This is a genomic window from Pseudomonas taiwanensis DSM 21245 (assembly GCF_000425785.1).
GTDB classification, from domain to species: Bacteria; Pseudomonadota; Gammaproteobacteria; order Pseudomonadales; family Pseudomonadaceae; genus Aquipseudomonas; species Aquipseudomonas taiwanensis.
The window spans coordinates 243405-267692 of record NZ_AUEC01000005.1 but is presented as its reverse complement, the minus strand read 5'-3'; the positions used below and the strand labels follow the sequence as shown (position 1 = coordinate 267692).

Below are 24288 nucleotides of genomic sequence, written 5' to 3'. Positions count from 1 at the left end.
TCCAACCCCGTGCCGGATACCCCCAGGAAAGAGGGCTTCATGATCCGCAGCAAACTGCCGAATGTTGGCACGACCATCTTTACCACCATGTCCCAGCTGGCCGTACAGACCGGCGCGTTGAACCTTTCGCAGGGTTTCCCCGACTTCAACGGCCCCCAGGCGCTGCTGGACGCGGTTGGCCGCCATGTGGCTTTAGGGCACAACCAGTATGCGCCGATGACCGGTCTGCCAGCCCTGCGCCAGGAGGTCGCCGCCAAGATTGAGCGCCTGTACGGTGCAAAAGTCGATGTCGACCATGAAGTGACCATCACCCCAGGTGCCACCGAGGCGATCTTCTGTGCCATCCAGGCCGTTATCCAAGCGGGCGACGAGGTCATCGTCTTCGATCCGTGCTACGACAGCTACGCGCCTTCGGTGGCCCTGGCCGGTGGCCGGTGCGTGCATGTTCAGTTGAGCGATGGCGATTTTCGCATCGACTGGCAGAGGTTCAGCGACGCCCTGAGCCCGCGTACGCGCATGGTCATTCTCAATGCTCCGCACAACCCCAGCGGCGCGCTGATTACCCGTGAAGATCTCGACCAGCTGGCCAGTTTGATCGCCGGGCGCGATATCTACCTGGTCAGCGATGAGGTCTACGAACACCTGGTGTATGACGGTGTGCGCCACGCCAGCGTGCTGGCCCATGCCGAACTCTACAGCCGCGCGTTCGTGGTCAGCTCGTTCGGCAAGACTTACCACGTCACTGGCTGGAAGACCGGTTATGTCGTTGCCCCGCCAGCCCTGAGCGCAGAGCTGCGCAAGGTGCATCAGTACGTCAACTTCTGTGGTGTGACGCCGTTGCAATGTGCCCTGGCCGATTTCATGGCCGAAGACCCCGGGCATGTCGACGCGTTGCCTGGCTTCTACCAGGCCAAGCGCGACCTGTTCTGCGACTTGCTGCAAGACTCGCGTTTCACCTTTGTCCGCACGGCGGGCACTTATTTCCAACTGGTGGACTACTCGCAGATCCGCCCGGACCTGAACGACGTCGACATGGCCTTGTGGCTGACCCGCGAACATGGCGTGGCGACCATTCCGGTGTCGGTGTTCTACCAGCAACCCATCCCCGAGCAACGCCTGGTTCGCCTGTGCTTTGCCAAACGAGAGGAGACGCTGCGTCAGGCAGCGGAAAAACTATGCGCGATCTGAGTGCACTGCCTAACCTGAAAGTCGCCCTGGTGCAGACCACCCTCGCCTGGCACGACCGCGAAGCCAACTACGCGCACTTCGATGAGCTGCTGGCGCAGGTGGGCGATGTGGATCTGGTGATCCTGCCCGAGATGTTCACCACCGGGTTTTCCATGGCCTCGGAAACCCTGGCCGAGCCTGAGAACGGCCCCACCTACAAATGGCTCAAGGCCCAGGCGAAGAAACACGACGCAGTCATCACCGGCAGCCTGATCATCCAGGCCGCGGACGGCAGCCACCGCAATCGCCTGCTGTGGGCGCGCCCGGATGGTGAAATCCTGCATTACGACAAGCGCCACCTGTTCCGCATGGCCGGCGAGCACAAGCACTTCACCCCGGGTGAGCGCCAGGTGCAGTTCGAGCTCAAGGGCTGGCGGGTGCGACCCCTGATTTGCTACGACCTGCGTTTCCCGGTGTGGAGCCGTGACGCCCAGGACACCGACCTGTTGCTGTATACCGCTAACTGGCCGGCGGCCCGTCGCCTGCATTGGAACCGCCTGTTGCCGGCGCGTGGTATCGAGAACCTGTGCTATGTGGCCGCAGTGAACCGGGTAGGTACCGACGGCAAGGGCTTCGCCTATTCGGGTGACAGCCAGGTGCTGGACTTCCAGGGCGAGAGTCTGCTGAGCGCCGGGGAGGCGGATGGGGTGTTTACTGCGGTGTTGAGTGCAGCGGAGCTGGCGGCCTACCGGGCCAAGTTCCCGGCGAACCTGGATGCCGATACCTTCGAGTTGCATTGACAGTTGGGCCGGCCTTCTCGCGGCTAAACCCGCGAAGAGGCCGGTGCCGGTTACATCGATTTCCGCTCAGTACACATCCCGCCGATACCGCCCATCCTCGATCAATTGCTGCACAGTCGCTTCGCCGAGGATGGCGTTGAGCGCGGTATCGACCCCGGTGGCCATTCCTCGCAGGCTGCCGCAGACATATACACAGGCGCCGTCGTCGATCCAGCGTCTGAACTCATCGGCCTGTTGCAGCAGGACATCCTGTACATAGACCTTCTCGGCCTGATCCCGCGAGAAGGCCACGTCCAGTCGTTTCAGATCGCCCACGTCGAGCCACTGCTGTAGCTCGACACCACAAAGCAGGTCGTGGGCACGGTTGCGCTCGCCGAACAGCAGCCAGTTGCGCTGCTCGCCCGCGTTGATGCGTGCCTTGAGCAAGCTGCGCAGGCCCGCCAGGCCGGTGCCGTTGCCGATCAGAATCATGGGGGCCGGCGCTTCTGGCAGGTGGAACCCACTGTTGCGGCGCAGGCGCAAGCTGACGGTGCCATTGACCGGCAGGTACTCGGTCAGCCAGCCCGAACCCAGGCCGAGGGTGCCGTCGCCATGACGTTCCTGGCGTACGATCAGCTCGAGCTCGCCGTCGCTGGCAATCGAGGCGATGGAGTATTCGCGGCTACCGATCGGTACCAGCGCATCGACCAAGGCTTGGGCATGCAGGCCGAGCAGGTGGCTGCGGTGGGTGGGCAATTGGCGACTGGCCAGGGCTTGGCCCAGGGTCTCGCTCAGACCGTCCAATTGCACGCGGGTATTGGGGTCCAGGCCCAGCCCATCGAGGAATTCACCGATCCGACGTTGGCCATTGAGTGGAAGCACCTCGACCAGGTCGCCGGCTTGCCAATTCGCCGGGTGTTCAGGGCGCAGCCCCAGCAGGAAGACCGGTTGTCCCAGGCTGCCGGGGTTGAGTAGCTCGCGGCGGGTCAGGCTCCAGTTTTCGAAGTCTGGCGCTTGCCAGGCAGCGACTGGCTTGGCGCCGGTCAGCCTGGCAAGCGCGTGCTGCCATTGTTGCAGTGCCGCCTGGTCGGCGTTGTCCACCTCCACCGGGCTGAAGGCGCTGCTGGCACCGCGCTCGCCGAGCCAGGCCTGCAGGCGCCGGGCAAAACCACAGAAGTGTGGGTACTGTCGGTCACCCAAGGCCAGCAGGGCATAGGTGAGGTTGTTCAATGCCCATGGCTGGCCGAGCACTTTGCGTTCGAACGCGCGCGCACTGTCAGGCGCTTCGCCATCGCCGAAGGTACTGACCACGAACAGCGCGCGACGCGCCTGGCGCAGGTCGTTCTCTTGCAGGTCGGCCAGTGGGCGGACCTGAACGGGCAATCCGGCAGCCTGCAACTGCCCAGCACTTTGCCAGGCCAGCTGTTCGGCAAAGCCGCTTTGGCTGGCGAAGCCGATCAACCAGTTATCGGCTTTGTCCGCGGTAGTGGCGACGGTGCCCCGTGCGGCACGAACCTGACGTTTCTTGCGGCGACGATCGAGGTACAGCAGCCAGCCGGTGACGAAGAACAGTGGCATGGTCAGGCTCGCGATCGTGACGATGATTCGCCCGGTCAGGCCGAAATAACTGCCCACGTGCAGCGCGTAGACGCTCTGCAGCAGCTGGGCCTTGAACGACTTGTCATCGTAGCGCTCCACGCGCTTGAACTGGCCGCTGGCCGGGTCCAGGGTGACGGTGTTGAAGGCGCGCTCGTGAGGGGCGTTGTCCAGCAGGTAGAAGAGTGTGGCTGGCCGGTCGCCAGCCGGCGGCAAGCGCAGGTTGTAGGTGGCAAGGCCTGGGCCTGCGGATGCCTTGAGGTTGCTCCAGATCGCGTCGTAGTCAACCACCAGCGGCGGTGTATCCTTGTCGGCTTTCTGCAGGCCATGGCGTGCACCACGTTTGTGCTGCTCACCACCGGCCGGCGTGTCGGCCAGCCACTTGTTCAGCCCCTCGCGGTACCAGTCGTAGGACCAGAACAAGCCGGTGAGGGCGAAAAGAAGGTAGAACAGCAAGCACCAGGTCCCAGCCACCGCGTGCAGGTCCCAGTTGAACGCGCGGCCCTTCTTGGCCCAGTCGAACGTAAGCCAGACCCGCCAGTTCAGCGCCTTGCGCGGCCAGCGCAAGTACAGCCCGGACAAACAGAAGAACACCAGCATGAGGGTGCAGGCGCCGGTGATTTGCCTGCCGGTCTCGCCCATGGCCAGGAAACGGTGCAACTGCAGCATCAGGTTGAAGAAGCCTTGCCCGGCGACTTCACCCTTGAGCTCTCCCGTGTAGGGGTCGGCATAGCGCAGTTCGCCACGGCGCTCGCCGGGGGCAGGGGTGAAGAAGAGGCGCGCGGCATTGCCTTCGCGGGTATCGACCCACAGCATCGAGACCTTGTCGCCTTGTGCAGCCTCGGCCCGTCGGACCAGCTCTGCTGGCGGCAGCACGCCTTCCTGGCGCACCTCGACCCGCAGGACATCGGCATTGAACAGCCGCAGCAGTTCTTCCTGGAACGAATACACCGCGCCGGTGATGCCCATCAGGGCCAGCACCAGGCCAGCGGTGATGCCAAAGAACCAGTGCAATTGGAACAGCGACTTCTTCAACACATCGATCACCATTTGGGGCCGCGCGGGGCCGGGCGGCGTGGATTATGCCTTGATACGCAAAAACCCCGCTCACTGAAATGAACGGGGCCGGGTCGGGGATTGTTTAGTGCCAGTGTGGGCCCTATCGCCGGCAAGCCGGCTACTGCAGGGGCCGGCTTTACCCCAATCCCGTCATCAGAAATGAACGCTGGTGGTCAGCAATGCGGTGCGGCCTGCGGCCTGGTTGGCGAAATGGGTGGAGAACGCCTTGTCGTAGTACACCTCGTTGGTCAGGTTTTGCACGTTCAACTGCAGGTCCACGTTCTTGGTCAGCTTGTAGGCGGCCATGGCGTCGTAGCGGACATAGCTGTCGACCATGGTGGTGTTCGCCACGCTGCCGTAGACGTCGTCGACGTAGAAGGCACCGCCACCGACCGTCAGCTTCGGCGTGATCGCGTAGGTGGTCCACAGGCTGGCACTGTTGTTAGGTGTGTTAGGGAGCTGGTTGCCATCATTGGCCTTGCCCAGGGGGCCGCCGTCGATCTGCCGGGCCTGCATGTAGGTGTAGCCGGCGAACACCTGCCATTTCTCGGTGATCTTGCCGCTGGCCGACAGCTCGATGCCCTGTACGCGAGTTTCGCCAACGTTCTCGTACGAGGTGGTGTCCACCTGAACGCGAGCATTTTCCTTCTCGGTGCGGAACAGGGCGGCGGTGAGCGACAGGCGCTCGTTCAGCAGGTCCCACTTGGTGCCGATTTCGTAGTTGGTGGTCTCTTCCGGCTCCATGTCGCTGCTCAGCAGGTTGCCGGAGCGGTCGGTGGTATTGCCCAGCGGGTTGCCTTCCATACCTTCGCCAAGCAAGGCACCTGGCGGCGTCGCGGAAGTGGCGTAGGAGACATAGATGCTGCCGTTGTCGGCTGGCTTCCAGACCAGGCCCAGTTGGCCTGTGAAGAACTCACTGGTGTCACTGCCCTTGGATGCGATGCCATTCTTGTTCACCACGGTCGCACCCGAGGCGTCGTAGCCACGGTACTGGGTGTCGAAGTGGTCGTAGCGCAGGCCCATGTTCAGCAGCCACTGAGGTGTCAGCTCAAGTGTGTCGAACACGTAGATGGCGCGGGTGTCGCTCTTGGTGTCGGTACCCGCGTAGTTGCGTGAGATCGCTCCATTCCACGGATCGTCCGGCGTCGGGTTGCCCAGCGAGGTGCAGTTGTACGGGGCACCGATGCCATTGCACACGTTCTTGTTGTTGACCTTGGTGGTGCCATCCAGTGTGGCGACATTGTAGGAAGACCGTTTCGATTCTTCGCGGCTGAGTTCGATACCCGTCGAGAAGTTGTTCTTGAAGCCCGCCACATAGAACTCGCCGAACAGGTCCGTCTGGTTGGTGGTGGTCGTGGTATTGCCGACGCGGGTATTGGCCCGACGCCAGACTTCGCCGTTATTGACGTTGCCCTGGCTATCGTCGGGCTGAGTCAGGATGTAGTCCTGCATGCTGTTGCCATGACGCAGGGTGTTCTTGATGGTCAGCGCGTCTGTCAGGTCGTGCTCGATGGCGAAGGTGGCAATGTCGACACGGCTTTTGCGGAAATCGCGATTGGTCAAGCCGTAGAAGTTGTCGCTGTCGCCACCGTCATTCGGCTTGCTTGGGTGGGCCGAGGTGCGGTCGCCGCTACCGCCGGTCGGGATCGTGTACGGGATACCCGAGTCTGGCAGGTCGTCGCTTTCCAGGTGGTAGTAGTCAAGGTTGACGCGGGTCGGCGTGCCCAGGCCAAAGGCCAAGGACGGTGCGATACCCCAGCGGTCGTAGTTGACCTTGTCGCGCCCGGCTACGTTGCTTTCGTGAGTCATCAGGTTCAGGCGGCCGGCAACGGTATCGCTGAACTGGTAGTTGCCATCGAGGGTGTAGCGCTGGGTCTGGTCGCTGCCCCAGGTCCACGCGGCGTCGAGCGAGTTGCCCAAGTGCGCCCGCTTGCTTACCAGGTTGATGGTGCCGCCGGCAGCTCCGCGGCCACCGATCGCCGAGTTCGGGCCTTTGGCAACTTCCACCGACTCCACGGCGAAGATCTCGCGGGTTTGTGCGCCGGTGTCTCGTACGCCGTCGAGGTAGGTGTCGCCTTGGGCATCGAAACCGCGAATGAACGGGCGATCGCCCTGGGGATTGCCGCCCTCGCCGGCACCGAAGGTAATGCCTGGCACGGTCCGCAGAGCATCCTGCAGGTTCAGGGCATTGGTGTCCTTGATCACTTGCTGTGGAATCACGGTGACTGAACGGGGCGTGTCCACCAGGGGAGCGGTGTACTTCTGCGAGGAGGCCTTTTCGACTTTGTAATCGGTGCTGGCCTGTTCAACCTTGCCCTCGATGCTGGTGGCATCGAGGGTGATGGCGTTACTGGCGGAGGGCTCGGCGGCATAGGCAGAGGACGCGCTGAGGGCGACGCCGATGGCCGAAACGATAAGGCGCGGTGAACTTACGGTAGATGGCACGTAGTGACGCATTGCAAAGAACCTTCCCCAAGGTGTTAAGGCTGCGGATCTTAATGTAAGCAATTGTGACTCACAATTGAGAGTCGTTACCATTCGCTATGAATTTACATTCTTTACAATTTGTCTTTACGGTTTGCACGCGCTGAAACGTCTTAAGCGGCGGACGGGGCTTGTACAGCGTAAAAGGTAATCAATATCATTGAGCCTTTACACTTCCTGATGGTGCGTTGCCATGCTGCTTCACATTCCCGGCCTGTTCGACGCCGACGAGCTCACTCGCATCCGCGAGGCCCTTGAGCAGGCCGACTGGGCTGATGGCAAGATCACGGCGGGGTATCAGTCGGCCAAGGCCAAGCACAACCTGCAGTTGCCCGAAGGGCACCCACTGGCCAAGGAATTGGGTTGCGCATTGATCGACCGCTTGTGGAAGAACCCGCGTTTCATGTCGGCGGCGTTGCCGCACAAGGTCTTCCCGCCCCTGATCAACTGTTACCGCGAAGGGGGCAACTTCGGTTTCCATATCGACAATGCACTGCGCCAGCCCAAGGACAGCCCCGAGCGAGTGCGTACCGATCTGTCATCGACCCTGTTCCTCAGCGACCCCGACAGCTACGACGGCGGTGAGTTGGTCATCCAGGACACCTACGGCGTGCAGCAGGTCAAGCTGGCGGCCGGTGACCTGGTGCTGTACCCCGGCACCAGCTTGCACAAGGTCAACCCGGTGACCCGTGGCGCACGCTATGCGGCATTTTTCTGGACCCAGAGTCTGGTGCGCGACGACGGGCAACGTACATTGCTGTACGAGATGGACAATGCCATCCAGCAATTGACCACCGATGTGCCGGAGCATCCTGCCTTGCTGCAACTGACCGGCACCTACCACAACTTGTTGCGCCGCTGGGCCGAGGTCTGAACCGTGTCCTACCAATTGCGTCGTGAGGACGTGGTGGATGTCGCGGGCTTGCAGGCCATGCTCGAAGACAGCCCTGGCAAGGCCGCCCAGGCGATTCTCGCGGCAGCGGGGCAGGGCGTGGTCCAGGCCCAGTTGTTACTGGGGCAGATACTGCTCGACGGGCGAGGCATCGAACAGGATGCCCTGTTGGCTCGACGTTGGTTCGGCATCGCTGCGCAGGCGGGCAATGCCATGGCGCACAACATGCTTGGACGCTGCCTGGAACATGGCTGGGGCGGCGAGGTGAACCTTGTCAAGGCTGCCATCCATTATGCGCACGCTGCCGATGCCGGGCTCGACTGGGGGCTTTACAACCTGGGTAACCTGCTGGCCACCGGGCGCGGAGTAGCGGTCAACCAGGCCCAGGCTCTGGCCTGTTACGAGAAGGCCGCGCACCTTGGCCATGCCAAGTCGATGAACCTGCTTGGCCGTTATCTGGAACACGGTATTGCCACTGCGCCCAGCCCTGTTCGGGCGGTGCGCTGGTATCGGCGTTCAGCCGAGGCGGGGGATTTCCGGGGCATGTTCAGCTTGGCATTGGTGCTGTTCGAACGAGGTGAAAACCAGGAAGCACTGAGATGGATCGAACTTGCCCGCGCCCAAGGTAACGTGCCGTTCTTGCGTAGCAGCCTGAACACCTTGCGCTCGGCAGGCCCTTCAATGGCGGCTGTAGCAGACGGCTATGCCCAGGAAATACAGCTGCGCGAGGAAGTCTGACCGACTTCGTTGATTGAGCGAGCAGGCTGAAAGTCGCGGCTCTCGACTCAATCGCGAGGTTAAGCATGAAGTACGTTCAGGACCGTTCGTTTATTGCCACCTTCACCTCAGTCACCCCAGGCTACGAAGGGTGGCTGGACTCGATGGAGGGGACGCCTCGGGAGCGGCGCTGCCAGTGGTTGACCGTCAGTTCCAGTAGCGAGGTCAAAAGCCCGCAACGCTTTTGGTTCGGGTATTTCGAAGGAGATCGACACGGCTATCAGGTACGCGCCGTCGAATCGGGCGAAGGCTATGCGCATTACGACATCTGGGACCTGAGTGGGCAAAGCTACATTGGTTACTACGCCAAAAGCGATGAGCCGGTGAGTTGGCGGGTGCGGGTCGACGGCACGAAGATCGAACAGCCGCAGATCCAGGTCTATCAAGGCGTGACGTTGGCTGCGCCAGGCTTGGCAATGGTCAGCGTGGCCAATCGAAAGCCTTGGGATGACCACTACGTGGGGGTTGGCAAACCTAACGTGCTGACGTTCGAGATGGCTGTACAGGACGTCAATGTCCCCAATTTCAGCAATGTTTCACTGTATAGGCGTCGATGAACCACCACGTGGTGCGCCTGCGAAAACGGGGCCTTGCGGCCCCGTTCTGGTTTACAGGTAGTAAGCCTTCAGCGGTGGGAAGCCGTTGAATTCCACTGCGCTGTAGCTGGTGGTGTAGGCCCCGGTCGACAGCCAGTACAGACGGTCGCCGATCGCCAGGTTCAGCGGCAGGCCGTACTTGTAGTGCTCGTACATGATGTCGGCGCTGTCGCAGGTCGGGCCTGCGATCACGACTTCTTCGGTTTCGCCCTTCTTCTCGGTCCAGATTGGGAACTTGATGGACTCGTCCATGGTTTCGATCAGGCCGGAGAACTTGCCCACATCGGTGTAGATCCAGCGCTCGACGGCGGTGCGCGACTTGCGCGCAACCAGGACCACTTCACTGACCAGGATACCGGCGTTGGCGATCAGCGAACGGCCCGGCTCGAGGATGATTTCCGGCAGGTCATCACCGAAGTCTTCCTTCAGGAAGCGAATGATTTCTTCGGCGTAGGTTTCGAGACTGTTGGTACGGGTGATGTAATTGGCCGGGAAGCCGCCACCCATGTTGATCAGTTTCAGTTCGATGCCGTCTTCTTCCTTCAGGCGCTCGAAGATCACTTTGACCTTGGCGATAGCAGCGTCCCAGACGCTGATGTCGCGCTGCTGCGAACCAACGTGGAAGGAGATACCGTAGGGCACCAGGCCCAGGTCGCGGGCGAGGATCAGCAGGTCCATGGCCATGTCGGTCTGGCAGCCGAACTTACGGGACAGCGGCCAGTCGGCAGTGGTGGAGCCTTCGGTGAGGATCCGCACGTAGACCTTCGAACCCGGTGCGGCCTTTGCGATGTTGCGCAGGTCGGCTTCCGAGTCGGTGGCGTACAGGCGCACACCCTTCTCGTAGAAGTAGCGGATGTCCTTGGACTTCTTGATGGTATTGCCGTAGCTGATGCGGTCGGCGCTGACACCGCGGCCCATCACTTTGTCCAGTTCGTAGATCGAGGCGATGTCGAAGCTCGAACCTTTCTCTTTCAAAAGATCGATGATCTCGACCGCCGGGTTGGCCTTGACCGCGTAGTAGACCTTGGCGAATTCGAAACCGGCGCGCAGGTCGTCGTAGGCCTGGCTGATCATCTGGGTGTCGATGAGTACGAACGGGGTTTCCTGCTTGTCGGCGAACGCCTTCATCTTCTGGAAGGTTTCACGCGCGAAATAGTCTTCGACCTGGATCGACATGCTCAGGGACTCCATGGGCAAACTGAAAGATTAAGTGGCTGCAAACTGAACGTCCTCCGTATCCCCACTTTGGTTCGCCTACTCAGTACTTGAGCCGGATGGATCGTTTCCAGCATGGACGTTCGGCGCGCACTTTAGGGCGTGAAGAATGCAGAATCAACAGGCAATCCGGGTGCGATCGTCGTGGATCGACGCCCTACCCGTTGAATAACCGACTCGCATGACCGCCTGATGTTCCCGGCACTGTTTCAAGCGTAAAAAATTGTGGAATGGAGCGTGTAGGCCCCTTCGCGGGTAAGCCCGCTCCTACAGGGTTTTCACAATTTAGGTCGGCGCGGGTTTACCCGCGAAGGGGCCAGAGGTGTTCATATTTATGGCCACATTCTCAAGCACTCCCGTACATGACATCACCCATAAATTTTTTGTTACCGACTGGCGGATTTGCTGAGTCTGATGAGAAAAATTACTATTCGCACCCTTATCCGCCTCCCTGACGACCCAGACCGTGTCCGGACACAAAGGCTTCCTCGACCACTACCACGAGCTGATCGGCACCTGGACGCGCAAGTTGCGCAGTCGTCAGCAGGCCGAGGATCTCACCCACGATGCCTTTGTGCGGGTTCTTGAGAACACGCGTGAGCAGGTCGATCAGCCTCGCGCTTATCTTCATCAAACTGCCCGCAACATTGCCGTGGACGGTTTTCGCCGCGAAGACCGGCGTCAGCAACTGGAGCAGGAAACCTTCGAGGAAGGTGCCACCGCCAGCGACGACCCTGAAGCCTATGTACATGCCCTGGAACTGGCCGACAGCGTCGAGCGCGCCCTGGCCGAATTGCCCCTGAACTGTCGGCGGGTATTCATCTGGCAGAAGCTCGAAGGCCTGACCCAGGCGGAAATCGCCGAGCGCATGGGTTTGACCAAGAACATGGTCGAAAAGTATATGATCCGCACGCTCCGGCATCTGCGTGAGCACCTGGATGTGTCCACCCGATGAGTCAGGAGACCTTTGCGATGAAACAGCACGGTGCCGGTACCGTCCGCGAGCAGGCAGCCGAATGGTTCGCTCGCGTCCACGATGCGCCGCGCGACAGTGCGTTGCAGGCTCGGTTGCACGATTGGCTCGAAGCACATCCCAGCCACCGTGCAGAATATGACGCGTTGGCGCTGCTTTGGTGCGCAGCCGAGCGCATCCCCCCACAGCGACTGCAGGCATTATGTGAACCGGAGCCGGTGCGCCATTTGCCGCGGCGGGGCGTGCTGCGCCAGGCGCTGGCTGCCGGTGTTGCCGTCGCCGCGCTGGGCCTGGGCTGGAGCGGTTGGCAGTACCAGCGGCTGAACCATCAGGACACCTTGCAGACAGCCTTCGGTGAGCGCCGTCAGGTCGAACTGCCAGATGGTTCGCTACTTGCGCTCAACAGCGCGACGCGGCTGCAAGTGGCATACAGCACGGGTCGCAGGCACATCGTGCTCGAAGCCGGCGAGGCAATGTTCACGGTTGCCCACGACAGCAGCCGGCCATTCGTCGTCGACACCGCCCAGGGCAGCGTTACCGTGACCGGTACCCGTTTTGATGTACGCCTGGACCCGTCGCTGACCCGTGTGGCGGTCGAGCAGGGCTCGGTGCGTGTGCAGGGCCGCGATGCATCGCTGGCGCAGTTGAGCGCCGGGCAGGGCGCTTCCATCGATGCGCAGGGCAAGGTGGCCGAGCCCTACGCGATCAATGCGGCTGCGTTGACCGCCTGGCGCCAGGGCAAACTGGTGTTCGAGAACGCCACCCTGGAGGAAGTGGTGGCGGAAGTGAAGCGTTACCGGGCTCAACCGCTGCGAGTCGCACCTGGCAAGGTCGCCGGGCTGCGCTTGTCCAGCACTTTCAGCACCGACGATACCGACGCACTGTTGCGCGCTTTGCCAAGTATCCTGCCGGTGGCCATCAGGACCCACCAAGACGGTTCACGCGAAATAGTCGCAAAATAAATTCAGGTTTTTTCCCCGTCGTTCGTCTTCCCCGCCAGCTGCAACTGCCAAGCATTTACATTTGCATGCGGTTGGCGTTTATCCCGACTTTCAGGATGCTTCGAAGACGTGAACAACAACAAGCCATTCCCTCGTTTCCGCGCGCTGGCGCTGGCCCTTGCGGTCAGTGCCGTGGCCTTCGACAGCCATGCCGAGCAGGCCGCTGCCGCAATTCAGATCCAGGCCCAACCGTTAGCGTCTGCCTTGAGCCAACTGGGCCAGCAAACCAACCTGCAGCTGTTCTTCAGCCCTGAGCTGGTAGCCGGCAAGCAGGCCCCGGCGGTATCGGGCCAACTGGTGCCGGAACAGGCGCTGCAGCAACTGCTGCAAGGCAGCGGCCTGACCTATGAGATGTCCCAGGGCACTGTGGTGGTGAAACCGGCCCAGGCCGCTGGCAGCTTGACCTCCGGCAGCCTGGAGCTGGCACCGACCGATGTGAAGGTGGTGGGTGACTGGTTGGGCGATGCCGAGCAGGCTGTGGTGCAGAACCACCCCGGCGCACGGACGGTGGTGCGCCGCGAGGCGATGGTGGAGAAAGGCGCGATGAACGTGCGTGACGTGCTGCGGGGCATTCCGGGGGTTCAGGTGCAGGACTCCAACGGCACCGGCGGCAGCGACCTTTCGCTCAACGTTGGCGTGCGTGGCCTGACCTCGCGCCTGTCGCCGCGTTCGACCGTGCTCATCGACGGCATTCCAGCGGCCTTCGCGCCCTACGGCCAGCCACAGCTGTCCATGGCGCCTATCTCCTCGGGCAACCTCGACAGCATCGACGTGGTCCGTGGCGCAGGCTCTGTGCGTTATGGTCCGCAGAACGTCGGTGGGGTGATCAACTTCGTGACCCGGGCGATCCCCGAGAAGGCTTCGGCGCAGTTGTCCACCACGCTTGAGACCTCGCAGCATGGCGGCTGGAAACACACCGAGTCGGCGTTCGTTGGCGGCACTGCGGACAACGGCATGGGCGTCGCGCTGCTGTACACCGGTGTCAACGGCAACGGCTATCGGGAAAGCAACAACGGCAACGACATCGACGACGTCATTCTCAAGACCCACTGGGCGCCAACCGACAGCGATGAGTTCTGGCTGAACTTTCACTACTACGATGGCCGTGCCGACATGCCCGGAGGCCTGACCCAGGCCCAGTACGATCAGAACCCGTTCCAGTCGGTGCGCGACTACGACTACTTCGCCGGCCGTCGCAAGGACGTTTCGTTCAAATGGCTGCGCCAGCTCGACGATGCCACTCAATTCGAGGTGTTGACGTACTACACCGACAGTTTCCGTGGCAGCTCGATTGCCTCGCGCGACATGAAGACCTTGTCTTCCTACCCGCGCAATTATCACACCTTCGCCATCGAACCGCGTGTGTCCCGGATCTTCTTCGCCGGGCCCACCACCCAGGAAGTCAGCGTGGGCTACCGCTACCTGAAAGAGGCCATGCGCGAGCAGTCCACGCGTCTGGGGCTGGTCGACAATGTGCCTACGCCGATCCCAGGCTCCGATGGCCATGTGTTCCAGGACCGTAGCGGTGGCACCGAGGCCAGCGCCTACTACATCGACGACAAGATCGACGTCGGCAACTGGACCATCACGCCGGGTATCCGTTTCGAACACATCAACACCGACTGGCGTGATCGCCCGGTGCTTGGTGCCAATGGCAAGCCGGTGCCGGAGAAGAACCGCAGCATTACCAGCAATGAGCCACTGCCAGCGCTGAGCGTGATGTACCACCTTTCCGATGCCTGGAAACTGTTCGCCAACTACGAGACGTCGTTCGGCAGCCTGCAGTACTTCCAGCTGGGTCAGGGCGGCACGGGCAATAGCACCGCCAACGGCCTGGAGCCGGAGAAGGCCAAGACCTACGAGATCGGTACGCGCTATGACAATGGTGCTTTCGCCGGGGAGCTGACCGCGTTCTACATCGACTTCGACGATGAGCTGCAGTACATCAGCAACGATGTGGGGTGGACCAACCTCGGCGCCACCAAGCACCAAGGTATCGAAGCGTCGGTTCGCTATGACCTGGCCGGTCTGGACCCGCGCCTGCAAGGGCTGTCGGCCAATGCGGGCTTCACCTACACCCGCGCGACCTACGAGGGGGAGATTCCCGGCTTCAAGGGCCGCGACCTGCCATTCTATTCGCGCCAGGTGGCCACTGCCGGCCTGCGCTACGAGGTCGATCGTTGGACCTGGAATCTGGATGCCTATGCCCAGTCCAAGCAGCGCGCGCCGGGTACCGGGATCAACGCCGATGGTAGCTTCAACGGCGACTACATCACCGAGCCAAGTGCTGACGGGCAGTACGGTGACATTCCCGGTTACGTGACCTGGCATGCCCGTGGTGGATATGACTTCGGGCCGCAAATGGCCAACCTGAAGCTGGCGGCAGGGGTGAAGAACCTCTTCGACAAGCAGTACTACACCCGCTCCAGCGATAACAACGCCGGCATTTATGTGGGTGAGCCGCGTACCTTCTATGTGCAGGCCAGTGTAGGGTTCTGATACCGCGTCGGCTGCTTTGCCGGTGAACCCGCGCCCACAGTGACGGTGCTGTCCCTGTGGGGCGGGTTCGCACAGCAATTCAGATCAGGATGCCACGGCCTCGGCAGGCGATACGATGCTGGTCTTCGCCCCGCGCGACCTGCCCGAACTCAAATAGGCCGCAATCGACTCCTGCGTCACCTCGCCGAGGAACACCTGCTCGGCATCCAGCACCGGTAACCACGCCCGATTGAACTCGTACATCCGTGACAACAGGATGCGCAGGTTCTCATCATGCGACGCCGTGGCGTTGAACGGGCGCAAGAAGTCCGCACAGGTTCCTTGCTGGCGGTGCATGTCGCGCCGACGTACGTACCCCAGCGCCTTGTTCGCTGCATCGGTGACCACCACATAGCGACGGTCATGCTCGTCGAGCAGCTCCAGCGCATCGCTCACCGATGTCTGCGGACTCACCGACGGCGCGTTGTCCGCCGCATCTTCGGCGCGCACCAGCAACAGGCGTTTCAAGGTGCTGTCCTGGCCGACGAAATTGCTGACGAAATCATCCACCGGATGGGCCAGCAAGGTATCCGGGTGATCCAGCTGCAACAGCTTGCCGGCACGGAAGATGGCGATCTTGTCGCCCAGCTTGATGGCTTCGTCGATGTCGTGACTGACCATGATCACGGTCTTGTTCAGTGCTCGCTGCATCTCGAAGAACTCGTTCTGGATCATTTCGCGGTTGATTGGGTCGACCGCGCCGAACGGCTCATCCATCAACAGCACGGGCGCCTCGGCGGCCAGGGCGCGGATCACGCCGATACGCTGCTGCTGGCCACCGGAAAGCTCACGTGGGTAGCGCTGCAGGTACTGCTTGGGTTCGAGCTTGATCATGTGCATCAGCTCGCGGGCGCGCTCGTGGCACTTTTGCTTGTCCCAGCCGAGCAGGCGCGGGACCACGGTGATGTTTTCCTCGATGGTCATGTTGGGGAACAGGCCAATCTGCTGGATCACATAGCCGATACGCCGACGCAAGGTCACTTCGTCCAGCCCGCTGGTGTCTTCGCCATTGATGAACACCTGGCCGGAGGTCGGGGTGATCAGGCGGTTGATCATCTTCAGCGTGGTGCTCTTGCCGCAGCCGGAAGGGCCAAGAAACACGCAGATCTCGCCTTCGTTGACGGTGAGGCTGACCGAGTCGACGGCTTTGACGTCCTTGCCGTTCACGTTGAAGGTCTTGCTGAGGTTCTTGAGTTCGATCATGAGCGCAGTCCTTCTGGAGTCAGGGCACGTTGCAGGGTTTGCAGGAGCAGGTCAGCGATGATCGCCAGCAGGCTGACCAGCACGGCGCCGACCAGCAGCATCGACATGTCGCTACGACTGATGGAGGTGAGGATCAACACCCCAAGGCCGCCGGCACCGATGGTGGCGGCAATGGTCATGACACCGATGTTCATGACCACGGCGGTGCGTACACCGGCGAGGATCACCGGCACTGCAATGGGCAGCTCGACCATGCGCAGGCGCTGGCCGAAGGTCATGCCGATGCCACGCGCGGCCTCGCGGATACCAGGTTCGACGTTGGTCAGTGCCAGGTAGGTGTTGCGCAGGATCGGCAGCAGTGAATAGAGGAACACCGCGGTGATCGCAGGCATCGGCCCAAGCCCTTGGCCGAATTTGGAGTAGAACGGCAGCAACAAGCCGAACAGGGCGATCGAAGGGATTGTCAGCATGACCGTAGCGCTTGCCTGCAGCGGGCCGGCAACAGCCGGGAAGCGGGTCATCAGGACGCCCAGCGGCACGCCGACGATGATCGCAAGGCCCACGGCGACACTGACCAGCATGATGTGCTGCCAGGTCAGTTGCAGGACCAGGGCCCAGTCGAGGTGGGCGAACGTATCGAGCAGGCTCATGGCTGCACCTCCTTAAGTGGATGCGCCTGCAGGAAGGCTGCGGCGACGGCACTCGGGTTCTGGTGCTCGACATCTACCTTGGCGTTGAGCTGGCGCATGGTTTCGTCGTCAAGCTGTTCGGCCAGTGGCTTGAGCAGGCTGGCCAGTTCCGGGTTGGCGTCGAGCACCGCTTTGCGAACCACCGGTGCGGCTGTGTAGTCGGGGAAGTAATGCTTGTCGTCTTCGAGAAGCTTCAGGTCGAATGCGCTCAGGCGGCCATCGGTGGTGTAGACCAAGCCGGCGAATACTTGGTTGTTGCGCAGGGCGGTGTAGACCAGGCCCGCGTCCATTTGCCGAATGTTCGCCCTGCCCACTTGCAGGTCGTACATTTCCTTGAGGCCGACCAGGCCATCCGGGCGGTTGGCGAACTCGGTATCCAGGGCCACCAGAAGGTTGCCATCGGGCTGCGCGCGCAGCACATCGTTGAGTGCCGAGATGCTGGTCACTTGCGGGTACGCTTCGGCAACCTTGCGTGGCAAGGCCAGGGCGTAGGTGTTGCTGAACTTGGAGGGTGTCAACCAGATCAGGCCCTTCCCGGCATCCAGTTCCTTGACCTTGGCGTAGGTGGCTTCGGCACTGGGCATGCGCTCGTCGATGTGGTTGTACGACACCAGCGAGACACCGGTGTATTCCCACATCAGGTCGAGTTGGCCGGTTTCCTGGGCCTGGCGTGCCAGGCTGCTGCCCAGCCCGCCGGTGACACGCACCTGATAGCCATGGGCGCGCAGATACTGGGCGGTGATCTCGGCCAGCACGGTCTGTTCGGTGAATACGCGAGCACCGATACGAATCAGCGGTTTGTCCGCTGCCTGGGCAAATCCTGCGAACAGCAGGGCCGCGCCCAGCAACAAGGCGATTGTCTTTTTCATGGGTTCCCTCTCGTTATCGGGCCAGGCCAGGTTCCAGCCAGCGTCTGCTGGCGAAACTCACCGCCGCGTCCAACGCCAATGCCAGCAGTGCCGTGCAGGCAGCGCCCAATAGCAGTTGTGGCTGGTTGTTCAAGGCGATGCCTGGGAAGATCAGGCTGCCCAGACTGTTGGCACCGATCAGGAACGCCAGCGGCGCCGTTCCAACGTTCAGGGCCAGGGCTACGCGCACACCGCCGACGATGATCGGCACGGCATTGGGCAGTTCCACCTGCCACAGTTGCTGGCGCGGGGTCATGCCAATGCCGGTGGCAGCTTCCTTGAGCGAGGCGGGGACGTTCTTCAGACCCTCGTAGGTATTGCGCACGATGGGCAGGAGAGAGGCGAGGAACAGCGCGAAGATCGCAGGACCTGCGCCGATGCCCAGGACACTGAGCGCGATGGCCAGGACGGCCAGGGGGGGAATGGTGTTGCCAACATTGAAGAACTGCATGAAGCGCTCGGCTTTGTCGACCCGGTGCGGTCGACTCAAGGCAATGCCGGCAGGGATGCCCACGGCCAGCGCCGCCGCCATCGAAGCCAGCACCAATACCAGGTGCGCTTGCAGGTAGAACCCAAGATCGTCGCGATAACGCGCGATCGTGTCGATGCCGATCCAATGGACCAGCAGGGCCAGGATGACGAGCACGGTGGCCCATCCCAACAGCCCTTTTCCGTAGCGTGCAGCCACAGGCGGACTCCTTGTGTAGTCGGCGAACACACTCCCGTGGCGGCCGGCCATTCCTGGCGGCAGGCAGTGTGGTCGCGAGTAGCAGCGTGCGGTCTCGACGCGGACGCGACACGCCATTTAGCCAAGCCCCGTCAGGCTCGAAATGCCGGTGAAACCAGCCCTGACCCAATGGACGTTGCCGAGGGGGTAACAGGATTGTGGACGTCTCCAGGGGGCCAAAGGTTCCCATCTGAGCCGGCATTTGGCCAGCGCGGATTTTTTCAGGTTGATTGTTTCCTCCTGCCTATCGAAACGCCAAGGCCGCTGAATACGGGGCTCGCAGGAGGTTGGAAGCGCCCTCCTTGCGACCCTGGAAAAAAACACTTGAGGTAGTTTCATATGCTTGAACATGACTACGATCGCTCCTTTATCGCCCATGTCACCTCCACCACTGCGGGCTTGGAGGGCTATCTGGATTGCGCAAAACTGGTGGAGAAGGGCGTGCAGGTAGCCCGCGTCGCAGACGATTGGCTGATCCTGACCTCGCTGACGGTCGGTGAGCCTCATTACTTCTGGTTCCGCTGCATGGTGGATGAAGCCAGGGGGCGTCGTTACTACGACATTCAATCCTGGAGCCGTCGCACGGGGCGTGATTTCAACGCAAGGACCCGCCACCTGGACCGTAATGGCAACGGCTACGGCTGCCTGTACGACACCCCGGTCAGCGACGACCGCCTTTGGAAACTGATGGCGCAGAACCAAGACGGGGGCTTCAGCAGCTTGGATCAGGCGCCGCGAGCGGGTGAGTCGCTACCCGTGCGGATCTGGACACGAACCACCAACCTCGAGTTGGGTGCCACAGGTCGGGAGGACGTTGGCGGGCATTGGTTCGCTTATGCCCGGGCGGGCGACGGCCACGCGCTTGACCTGCAGCTTCAGATCACGCACATCGGCGAAGAACTGCTCGACGACCATTGAGGTCGGTTTCGGCGGCCACTGTTTGGGTATGGCTATGGATTCGGGTATAATCTCGGCCCTTTTTTGATCTCCAGTCAGGCGATTTCCCATGACCAACCAGGCCGCCGAAGTCGCGAAGCGCCGCACTTTCGCAATCATTTCCCACCCCGACGCCGGTAAGACCACCATCACCGAGAAGCTCTTGCTGATGGGCAAGGCGATTTCCGTTGCGGGTACCGTGAAGTCGCGCAAGTCCGACCGCCACGCCACCTCCGACTGGATGGAAATGGAGAAGCAGCGCGGTATCTCCATCACCACCTCGGTGATGCAGTTCCCATACCGCGAGCACATGATCAACCTGCTCGACACCCCCGGCCACGAAGACTTCTCGGAAGATACCTACCGCACCCTGACCGCGGTGGACTCGGCGCTGATGGTGCTCGACGGCGGTAAGGGCGTCGAGCCACGTACCATCGCCCTGATGGACGTCTGCCGCCTGCGTGACACACCGATCGTCAGCTTCATCAACAAACTCGACCGTGACATCCGCGACCCGATCGAACTGCTCGACGAGATCGAAGCCGTCCTGAAGATCAAGGCTGCGCCAATCACCTGGCCGATCGGTTGCTACCGGGACTTCAAGGGCGTCTACCACCTGACCGGCGACTACATCGTGGTGTACACCCCGGGCCATGGCCACGAGCGTACCGAAGCGAAGATCATCCAGAAGCTGGATTCCGACGAGGCCCGTGCCCACCTGGGCGACCAGTACGAGTCGTTCGTCGAGCAGTTGGAGCTGGTGCAGGGCGCCTGCCACGAGTTCAACCAGGAAGAATTCATCAACGGTCAGCTGACCCCAGTGTTCTTCGGTACCGCGCTGGGCAACTTTGGGGTCGACCATGTGCTCGACGCTGTCGTCGACTGGGCGCCGCGACCCTTGGGTCGTGTGGCCCACGAGCGGACCGTCGAGCCTGTTGAAGAGAAGTTCACCGGTTTCGTGTTCAAGATCCAGGCGAACATGGACCCGAAACACCGCGACCGTATCGCCTTCATGCGCATTTGCTCGGGCAAGTACGAGAAGGGCATGAAGATGCGCCACGTGCGTATCAACAAGGACCTGCGCGTAGGCGATGCGCTGACCTTCTTCTCCTCCGAGCGTGAGCAACTGGAAGAGGCCTATGCCGGCGACATCATCGGCCTGCACAACCACGGCACCATCCAGATCGGTGACACCTTCACCGAAGGCGAGGCATTGGGCTTTACGGGTATTCCGCACTTTGCGCCGGAACTGTTCCGTCGCGTGCGCCTGAAGGACCCGCTCAAGTCCAAGCAATTGCGCCAGGGCCTGCAGCAGTTGGCCGAAGAGGGCGCGACCCAGGTGTTCTTCCCCGAGCGCAGCAACGACATCATTCTCGGCGCCGTGGGTGTGCTGCAGTTCGACGTGGTCGCCAGCCGCCTGAAGGAAGAGTACAAGGTCGAGTGCGCCTACGAGCCCATCACTGTCTGGTCGGCGCGCTGGATCAGCTGCGACGACAAGAAGAAGCTCGAGGAATTCCAGAACAAGGCCATGGAGAACCTGGCCATCGACGGTGGCGGCCACCTGACCTACCTGGCACCGACCCGGGTCAACCTGTCGTTGATGGAAGAGCGCTGGCCGGACATCAAGTTCCGCGCTACCCGCGAACACCACTGATCCTCGGGGTAGGATCAGCACCGTGTGGTGTCTGATCTGGCCCTATCACCGGCAAGCCGGCTCCCACAGGTACAGCGCCAGTCCATAGGGCTGTGCAACAGTCGGTGGGAGCCGGCTTGCCGGCATTGAGGCCAGTGAAAACTGCACAGGGGCTCAGTTACCGGCCTTGATGCTGGTCCAGATCCGCGTCCGAATGCGGTCGATCTTGGCTGGCATCGCCTCTAGCGCATAGAGCTTGTCCATCACGTCCTCGCTCGGGTAAATCATCGTATTACCCTTCATCGCCGGCTCTACCAACCCGTCTGCCTTGAGGTTGCCGTTGGCGTACTGCACATGGTTGCTGATGTTGGCCATCACTTCCGGCTGCAACAGGTAGTTCATGTAGGCATACCCGGCTTTCTCATCGGGTGCATCGGCTGGCATGGCGACCATGTCGAACCACATCGGCGCGCCTTCCTTGGGAATCGAGTAGCCCACCTTCACTCCGTTCTTCGCCTCCTCGGCGCGGTTCTTCGCTTGCAGTACATCCCCCGAGAAACCCACCACCACGCAGATATCGCCATTGGCCAGGTCGCCGGTGTACTTCGAGGAGTGGAAGTAACTGATGTACGGGCGCACCTTCATCAACAGCGCCTTGGCCTTGTCGTAGTCCTTTGGGTCCTGACTGTGGTGCGGCAGGCCGAGGTAGTGCAAGGCGATCGGAAGCAGCTCGGGGCCGTTGTCCAGCACCGCGACGCCGCAACGCTTGAGCTTGCTGATGTTTTCGGGCTTGAAGATCAGGTCCCAGGAGTCCACGGGCGCATTGTCGCCAAGCACTGCCTTGACCTTGTCGATGTTGTAGCCAATGCCGGTACTGCCCCACAGGTACGGGAAGCCGTACTGGTTGCCGGGATCGTTCACCTCCAGCGCCTTGAGCAGCACCGGGTTGAGGTTGTGCCAGTTGGGCAACTGCGACTTGTCCAGCTTCTTCAGGGCCTTGCCCTGGATCTGCCGGGCCATGAAGTGGTTGGAGGGAAACACCACGTCGTAGCCGGAGTTACCCGTCATTAGCTTGCCGTCGAGGGTCTCGTTGCTGTCATAGACATCGTAGGTTGGAACGATGCCCGTAGCTTGCTGGAAGTTCTTGAGCGTGTCAGGGGCCACGTAGCTGGACCAGTTGTAGATCTTCACCGTGTCAGCGGCGCTGACCACGCTGGCGGCCAGCATCAGGGGGGCGACGAGGAGTGTGCGCATGTCGGGAGTACCTTGCTTTGTCTGTTGTTATCGAAGGCAGGCGATCAGCGGATCAGAAAATCAGGACGTAGGTTTTTCGCACGGTTTCCTGGATGTCCCAGGTACCTGTGCTGTTGGCCGGTAGCATCAGGGCATCTCCGGCTTCTATGGACAGGGGCTCGCCACCATCGGGGGTGAAGGTGCAGCGGCCTTTGATGAAATGGCAGAACTCCTGTTGCACGATCTGCCGTCGCCAGCGGCCGGGTGTGCACTCCCAAATGCCGGTTTCGACACCATCGCTGCGCTCGACGCAGGTGACCGAGGTCACTGCTACGGGTTCGCCAAGTGGCACCGCAACCGGGCTGGAGGTGTCGAGCACGGCGCTTTCGGTGTGTTTGAACTGGGTGATGCTCATGACCGGTGAATCCTGTGTAGGGTGAAGGTAATCAGTGCATGAAGCCTTCCATGAAGTCCGCAAGCGAGCTGGCCAGGCGCCGCCTCCAGGGCGCGCTGGCGGGGTTGGCGAGGGTCCGGTCCTCGTGGACGAAGCTTTGGATGATCGCGTTGTAGCCCAGCCAGCGGCACGGCTCGGGCGGCCAGCTGGCCAGGCTCGACACGGGCCGGTTGTCCAGCACCCAGGGCTGTGCGGTCAGTTCGTTGTGCTGGTTGAGAATCAGCGCCGCCAGCGTGCGGCCGCCCAGGTTGGTGGCCCCGACGCCTTCACCGCCATAGCCACCGGAAAGGGCGATACCGCGCTGGCGGTCGCAGAGCATGTGCGGGCGGAAGCGCCGGGCCATGCCCAGGTTGCCGCCCCACGAATGGGTGATCCGTACGTGTCCCAGCTGCGGGAACAGCTCGCTGAACAGGTAGCGACGCAGCTCGATCTCTTGATCGTTCAGGTTGAAGTTCTCGCGCAGACGGCCGCCGAAGCGATAGCCGCCGCGGGCGCCGAACACCAGGCGGTTGTCGGCGGTGCGTTGGCCGTAGGTGACCTGGCGGCTGCTCTCGCTGAAGGCTTGGCCCTGGGACAGGCCGATCCGTTCCCAGGTCGATTCCGGCAGAGGCTCGGTAGCCACCAGCAGGCTCTGTACCGGCAGTTGGTGCTTGCCCAGCGGGGGCAGGCTGGCGGCGTAACCCTCCACGGCAGGCACTACCCAGTGGCAGCGAATATGCGCCAGGGGCGAGCGAACTGCACCGGGCTGCCAGTCGATGGCCGGGGTGTTCTCGTAGATCGGCACGCCCAGCGCTTCCACTGCACGGGCCAGGCCGCGCACCAGCTTGGCCGGCTGGATCGTCGCGGTGTGCGGACTGTAGATGGCGCCATAGGCATTGCTGACCCGCAGTTGGGCATCCAACTGCTCGGGGCGCAGCCAGCGATAGTCGTCCTCGGTCATGCCCTGGCGATACAGGTCATCAAGGTAGGCGCGCAGGTTGCGCTCCTGCTCGGGGTAGCGCGCAGCGCAATACAGGACGCCACCTTTACGGTAATCGCAGTCGATGGCCTCGCGTTGCAGCACGCTTTGCACTTCATCGGGAATGCCGTGCAGCAGGTCGATGCTGGCGCGGCGCGTTTGCGGTGACAGCGTGGCGAGCAACCGGTCCTCGCCCAGCAGGTTGCCCATCAGCCAGCCGCCATTGCGCCCCGAGGCACCGAAGCCGGCGATGTTGGCTTCGATTACAGCAATGCTCAGTTGCGGCGCCTGCCGCTTGAGGTAGTAGGCGGTCCACAGGCCGGTATAGCCCGCACCGATGATGCACACATCGACGTCCAGGTCTTCGCGCAGAGCGGGGCGCGCGCACAGTGGCTCGTCGAGCTGGTCCATCCACAGGCTGAGCGTGCGCAGGGGTTGCATCGGGTTCGGCTCCACATCCATCAATGTCT

At 61.9% G+C, this 24288-nt stretch carries 20 protein-coding genes; 10 read left to right on the top strand and 10 right to left on the bottom strand.

What is annotated here, in order from left to right:
- Positions 1-39: 39 nt before the first annotated feature.
- Together H620_RS0101215 and H620_RS0101210 are read left to right on the top strand one after the other, a co-directional pair.
- On the top strand, positions 40-1188 hold the full coding sequence (locus tag H620_RS0101215) for a pyridoxal phosphate-dependent aminotransferase (RefSeq protein ID WP_023382199.1): 1149 nt from the start codon (positions 40-42) through the stop codon (positions 1186-1188).
- The gene (locus H620_RS0101210) at positions 1176-1967 is read left to right on the top strand and encodes an amidohydrolase (protein ID WP_023382198.1); all 792 of its coding nucleotides are present in this window, start codon (positions 1176-1178) and stop codon (positions 1965-1967) included. The genes H620_RS0101215 and H620_RS0101210 overlap by 13 nt, the downstream gene beginning before the upstream one ends.
- Positions 1968-2033: 66 nt before the next feature.
- Here the strand turns inward: H620_RS0101210 and H620_RS0101205 are convergent, their stop codons facing one another.
- Together H620_RS0101205 and H620_RS0101200 are read right to left on the bottom strand one after the other, a co-directional pair.
- The gene (locus H620_RS0101205) at positions 2034-4580 is read right to left on the bottom strand and encodes a sulfite reductase flavoprotein subunit alpha (RefSeq protein ID WP_027906602.1); all 2547 of its coding nucleotides are present in this window, start codon (positions 4578-4580) and stop codon (positions 2034-2036) included.
- Positions 4581-4754: 174 nt separating this feature from the next.
- Positions 4755-7058: a TonB-dependent receptor gene (locus H620_RS0101200; protein ID WP_027906601.1), complete on the bottom strand. Its 2304-nt coding sequence runs from the start codon at positions 7056-7058 to the stop codon at positions 4755-4757.
- Positions 7059-7278: 220 nt separating this feature from the next.
- Between H620_RS0101200 and H620_RS0101195 the strand changes: the two genes are divergently transcribed.
- From H620_RS0101195 to H620_RS0101185, 3 genes are all read left to right on the top strand, one after another.
- A complete protein-coding gene (locus H620_RS0101195) occupies positions 7279-7959 on the top strand; it encodes a Fe2+-dependent dioxygenase (RefSeq protein ID WP_027906600.1) in 681 nt (226 codons plus the stop codon).
- A 3-nt stretch (positions 7960-7962) separates the two neighbouring features.
- Positions 7963-8715, top strand: coding sequence for a tetratricopeptide repeat protein (locus H620_RS0101190; RefSeq protein WP_023382194.1), 753 nt, complete (start codon positions 7963-7965; stop codon positions 8713-8715).
- A 65-nt stretch (positions 8716-8780) separates the two neighbouring features.
- Complete coding sequence (locus tag H620_RS0101185) at positions 8781-9311, top strand: hypothetical protein (RefSeq protein WP_023382193.1); 531 nt, start codon at positions 8781-8783, stop codon at positions 9309-9311.
- Positions 9312-9362: 51 nt separating this feature from the next.
- Here the strand turns inward: H620_RS0101185 and H620_RS0101180 are convergent, their stop codons facing one another.
- A complete protein-coding gene (locus tag H620_RS0101180; protein WP_023382192.1) occupies positions 9363-10526 on the bottom strand; it encodes a type III PLP-dependent enzyme in 1164 nt (387 codons plus the stop codon).
- A 505-nt stretch (positions 10527-11031) separates the two neighbouring features.
- On the opposite strand from H620_RS0101180, the gene H620_RS0101175 reads away from it, so the two are divergent.
- The 3 genes from H620_RS0101175 (at position 11032) to H620_RS0101165 (ending at position 15038) form a co-directional block, all read left to right on the top strand.
- The gene (locus H620_RS0101175; RefSeq protein WP_027906599.1) at positions 11032-11520 is read left to right on the top strand and encodes an RNA polymerase sigma factor; all 489 of its coding nucleotides are present in this window, start codon (positions 11032-11034) and stop codon (positions 11518-11520) included.
- A gap of 17 nt (positions 11521-11537) precedes the next feature.
- Positions 11538-12500 carry a FecR family protein gene (locus H620_RS0101170; protein WP_027906598.1) on the top strand — a complete coding sequence of 321 codons (963 nt, stop codon included), beginning with the start codon at positions 11538-11540 and terminating at the stop codon, positions 12498-12500.
- Positions 12501-12608: 108 nt separating this feature from the next.
- Positions 12609-15038 (top strand): TonB-dependent siderophore receptor, encoded by a 2430-nt coding sequence (locus tag H620_RS0101165; RefSeq protein WP_027906597.1) that lies wholly within the window; start codon positions 12609-12611, stop codon positions 15036-15038.
- A gap of 84 nt (positions 15039-15122) precedes the next feature.
- Here the strand turns inward: H620_RS0101165 and H620_RS0101160 are convergent, their stop codons facing one another.
- The 4 genes from H620_RS0101160 to H620_RS0101145 are packed head-to-tail and all read right to left on the bottom strand — an operon-like array spanning position 15123 to position 18565.
- A complete protein-coding gene (locus H620_RS0101160; protein ID WP_023382188.1) occupies positions 15123-16280 on the bottom strand; it encodes an osmoprotectant ABC transporter ATP-binding protein OsmV in 1158 nt (385 codons plus the stop codon).
- Positions 16277-16930 carry an ABC transporter permease gene (locus tag H620_RS0101155; protein WP_023382187.1) on the bottom strand — a complete coding sequence of 218 codons (654 nt, stop codon included), beginning with the start codon at positions 16928-16930 and terminating at the stop codon, positions 16277-16279. Before H620_RS0101155 ends, H620_RS0101160 begins: the two co-directional genes overlap by 4 nt.
- Positions 16927-17838, bottom strand: a complete 912-nt coding sequence (locus tag H620_RS0101150; protein ID WP_023382186.1) for a glycine betaine ABC transporter substrate-binding protein — start codon at positions 17836-17838, stop codon at positions 16927-16929. Before H620_RS0101150 ends, H620_RS0101155 begins: the two co-directional genes overlap by 4 nt.
- A 13-nt stretch (positions 17839-17851) precedes the next feature.
- Entirely contained in the window at positions 17852-18565 is a 714-nt protein-coding gene (locus tag H620_RS0101145; RefSeq protein ID WP_023382185.1) for an ABC transporter permease, read from the bottom strand.
- A gap of 378 nt (positions 18566-18943) precedes the next feature.
- Between H620_RS0101145 and H620_RS0101140 the strand changes: the two genes are divergently transcribed.
- Both H620_RS0101140 and H620_RS0101135 read left to right on the top strand, forming a co-directional pair.
- Complete coding sequence (locus H620_RS0101140) at positions 18944-19522, top strand: hypothetical protein (protein WP_027906596.1); 579 nt, start codon at positions 18944-18946, stop codon at positions 19520-19522.
- A gap of 88 nt (positions 19523-19610) precedes the next feature.
- Positions 19611-21194 (top strand): peptide chain release factor 3, encoded by a 1584-nt coding sequence (locus H620_RS0101135; RefSeq protein ID WP_023382184.1) that lies wholly within the window; start codon positions 19611-19613, stop codon positions 21192-21194.
- Between the two features lie 153 nt (positions 21195-21347).
- On the opposite strand, the gene H620_RS0101130 is transcribed toward H620_RS0101135, so the two are convergent.
- The 3 genes from H620_RS0101130 to H620_RS0101120 are packed head-to-tail and all read right to left on the bottom strand — an operon-like array spanning position 21348 to position 24259.
- Positions 21348-22427: a polyamine ABC transporter substrate-binding protein gene (locus H620_RS0101130; protein WP_027906595.1), complete on the bottom strand. Its 1080-nt coding sequence runs from the start codon at positions 22425-22427 to the stop codon at positions 21348-21350.
- A 52-nt stretch (positions 22428-22479) separates the two neighbouring features.
- Positions 22480-22821 carry a cupin domain-containing protein gene (locus H620_RS0101125; protein ID WP_023382182.1) on the bottom strand — a complete coding sequence of 114 codons (342 nt, stop codon included), beginning with the start codon at positions 22819-22821 and terminating at the stop codon, positions 22480-22482.
- Between the two features lie 31 nt (positions 22822-22852).
- Positions 22853-24259 (bottom strand): NAD(P)/FAD-dependent oxidoreductase, encoded by a 1407-nt coding sequence (locus H620_RS0101120; protein WP_027906594.1) that lies wholly within the window; start codon positions 24257-24259, stop codon positions 22853-22855.
- Positions 24260-24288 lie beyond the last annotated feature (29 nt).

Bases quoted from the DNA above. Each gene is read 5' to 3' on its own strand.
- H620_RS0101170 (WP_027906598.1), top strand. From the start codon at position 11,538: ATGAAACAGCACGGTGCCGGTACCGTCCGCGAGCAGGCAGCCGAATGG.
- H620_RS0101180 (WP_023382192.1), bottom strand. From the start codon at position 10,526: ATGTCGATCCAGGTCGAAGACTATTTCGCGCGTGAAACCTTCCAGAAG.
- H620_RS0101215 (WP_023382199.1), top strand. From the start codon at position 40: ATGATCCGCAGCAAACTGCCGAATGTTGGCACGACCATCTTTACCACC.
- H620_RS0101140 (WP_027906596.1), top strand. From the start codon at position 18,944: ATGCTTGAACATGACTACGATCGCTCCTTTATCGCCCATGTCACCTCC.
- H620_RS0101185 (WP_023382193.1), top strand. From the start codon at position 8,781: ATGAAGTACGTTCAGGACCGTTCGTTTATTGCCACCTTCACCTCAGTC.
- H620_RS0101200 (WP_027906601.1), bottom strand. From the start codon at position 7,058: ATGCGTCACTACGTGCCATCTACCGTAAGTTCACCGCGCCTTATCGTT.
- H620_RS0101195 (WP_027906600.1), top strand. From the start codon at position 7,279: ATGCTGCTTCACATTCCCGGCCTGTTCGACGCCGACGAGCTCACTCGC.
- H620_RS0101160 (WP_023382188.1), bottom strand. From the start codon at position 16,280: ATGATCGAACTCAAGAACCTCAGCAAGACCTTCAACGTGAACGGCAAG.
- H620_RS0101135 (WP_023382184.1), top strand. From the start codon at position 19,611: ATGACCAACCAGGCCGCCGAAGTCGCGAAGCGCCGCACTTTCGCAATC.
- H620_RS0101120 (WP_027906594.1), bottom strand. From the start codon at position 24,259: ATGCAACCCCTGCGCACGCTCAGCCTGTGGATGGACCAGCTCGACGAG.
- H620_RS0101150 (WP_023382186.1), bottom strand. From the start codon at position 17,838: ATGAAAAAGACAATCGCCTTGTTGCTGGGCGCGGCCCTGCTGTTCGCA.
- H620_RS0101130 (WP_027906595.1), bottom strand. From the start codon at position 22,427: ATGCGCACACTCCTCGTCGCCCCCCTGATGCTGGCCGCCAGCGTGGTC.
- H620_RS0101155 (WP_023382187.1), bottom strand. From the start codon at position 16,930: ATGAGCCTGCTCGATACGTTCGCCCACCTCGACTGGGCCCTGGTCCTG.
- H620_RS0101210 (WP_023382198.1), top strand. From the start codon at position 1,176: ATGCGCGATCTGAGTGCACTGCCTAACCTGAAAGTCGCCCTGGTGCAG.
- H620_RS0101125 (WP_023382182.1), bottom strand. From the start codon at position 22,821: ATGAGCATCACCCAGTTCAAACACACCGAAAGCGCCGTGCTCGACACC.